Here is a 2631-nt window from a genome sequence, read left to right as displayed (position 1 = left end):
ATTTTATTTATACTTAACAAAATGAGATATCAGCAAAGTGACATAAAATAATGAAAAATTTCTTGAAATGATTTAAATCAATCGCATCATAATCAAAAAACTTGTTCTCTCTCATCGTGAGGGAGCAAGTTTTTTTATAAAGACAGGATGATATAGTCTAACTAAAAAAAGCATTATACTTACATTCGTATTTTGAATAAATTTTTATCTAATTAAGCTGCTTTAAATAGGTAAATTAGTTAAGATCCAATAGAAATTTTTAAGAGTGCACATATCCAAAGTAAAATCACTGATAGATAATAAATTAAATAAAGCATTTTGATAAGCTGATAAATTTTATTTGTTTATTTATTTTGTTTCATCTAGCCGTATCATCAAAAGATATGAAGGTAAACTTATTCTATATGATTTTAAGTAACAAAAAGAGTTGACATAAGTTACTGTAATCGTGTAATATAAAGTCACAATATATATTGTATTTATACCTAAAATTACAGAATCTACTAAAACAAGACAAAATGTCGTGTTTATCCCACTAATTTATTAGTGGGATTTTTTTTCGTTTTAAAGTGTATTATAATGTAATAAATAAAATAAAAGGAGGATAAAAATTTGAAAAATAGTTATATTCTCGGGTTAGATGTTGGTATCGCATCAGTTGGATACGGTTTAATTCATAGTGATTCAAAATCAGTGATTGATGCGGGTGTGAGATTATTTCCTGAAGCAAATGTTGAAAATAATGAGGGCAGAAGAGCTAAAAGGGGTTCAAGACGTTTAAAACGAAGAAGAATTCATAGATTAGATCGAGTTAAATATTTACTAGCACAATACCATTTAATTATTAACGACAAGATTCCTAAGAGTACAAACCCATACGCAATCAGGGTCAAGGGATTATCATCAGCATTATCTAAAAGTGAACTAGTTATTGCATTATTACATTTGGCTAAAAGAAGAGGGATACATAATGTAAATGTTGTGATGGACGAGAATGAAAGTACTAATGAGCTATCGACAAAAGAGCAATTAAAAGAAAATGCAAAGCAATTAGAAAATCGATATGTTTGTGAACTTCAATTAGATAGGTTAAACGAACAGTATAAAGTAAGAGGCGAACGTAACAGATTTAAAACTGAGGATTTTGTAAGAGAAGCAAGACAAATATTAACAACCCAACAAAAATACCATGACATTGATGAACATTTTATAGAACAGTACACACATTTATTAGAAACGAGAAGAGAATACTATGAAGGCCCGGGCAAAGGTAGTCAATACGGTTGGGAGGGCGATTTGAAACAATGGTATGAAATGTTAATGGGAAGATGTACTTACTTTCCAGAGGAATTAAGAAGTGTTAAGTACGCATATACAGCAGATTTATTTAACGCACTAAATGATTTGAATAATTTAGTAATCGCAAGAGATGAAAATGAAAAGTTAGAATATTTCGAAAAGTATCATATTATTGAAAATGTTTTCAAACAAAAGAAAACACCAACATTAAAACAAATTGCTAAAGAAATAGATGTTAAAGAATCTGATATTAAAGGATACAGAATCACCAAAAATGGAAAGCCACAATTTACATCATTTAAGTTGTATCATGATTTAAATAAAATATTTTTGGATAAGAAAAACTTAGAAAATATTGAATTATTAGATGAAATTGCATTTATTTTAACGCTTTATCAAGATCCTTTAAGTATTAAAGAAGCCTTGGATCAACTGCAGGATTTATTAACAGAGTCTGAGAAAGAAGCAATTGCTCATTTGAATGGTTATACGGGGACACATCGTTTATCGTTAAAGTGTTTACATCTATTAATCGATGAAATGTGGCAGACATCTCGAAATCAAATGGAAGTATTTACTGCTCTAAATCTTAAGCCTCAAAAATATCAGCTTTCTAAACAGAAGCAAATTCCTAAGAACATGGTTGAAGAGTTCATTTTGTCACCTGTCGTAAAACGGTCTTTTATTCAATCAATTGAAATCGTAAATACAATAATTAAAAAGTACGGATTGCCAGAAGAGATTATTATTGAATTAGCTCGAGAAAAAAATAGTGAAGATCGAAGAAAGTTTCTTAACCGTGTACAAAAAGAAAATGAGAATACAAGAAAACAAGTAGAAGAAGTAATTCGAGAATACGGAAATCGCAATGCGAAAGGCTTAGTTGAAAAAATAAAATTGCATCAAATGCAAGAAGGAAAATGTTTATATTCTTTACAAAATATTCCATTAGATGATTTACTTAGAAATCCATCACATTATGAAATCGATCATATTATTCCGAGATCAGTTTCGTTTGATAACTCTTTTAATAATAAAGTTCTAGTAAAGCAAGAAGAAAATAGTAAGAAAGGAAACCGTACACCTTATCAGTATTTGAATTCTAATGAAAGCGCTTTATCATACGTGCAATTTAAGCAACACATACTTAACCTAAGTAAATCTAAGGAGAGAATATCTAAGAAAAAGAGAGAGTATTTGTTAGAAGAACGTGATATTAATAAATTTGAAGTTCAAAAAGAGTTTATTAATCGTAATTTGGTAGATACACGCTATGCAACAAGAGAGTTAGTACAATTATTGAAATCTTACTTTAGTGCTAATGATTTAGAC

1 protein-coding gene is annotated in these 2631 nt (G+C 28.9%); it reads left to right on the top strand.

What is annotated here, in order from left to right; genetic code table 11:
- Positions 1-612: 612 nt before the first annotated feature.
- A partial coding sequence (cas9, locus tag CD118_RS11615; protein WP_103356745.1) for a type II CRISPR RNA-guided endonuclease Cas9 occupies positions 613-2631 on the top strand: 2019 nt, incomplete at its 3' end.

The organism is Staphylococcus coagulans, assembly GCF_002901995.1.
Lineage (GTDB): Bacteria > Bacillota > Bacilli > Staphylococcales > Staphylococcaceae > Staphylococcus > Staphylococcus coagulans.
Note: the sequence above shows the minus strand (reverse complement) of the source record. Positions and strands in the feature narration are given on the sequence as shown.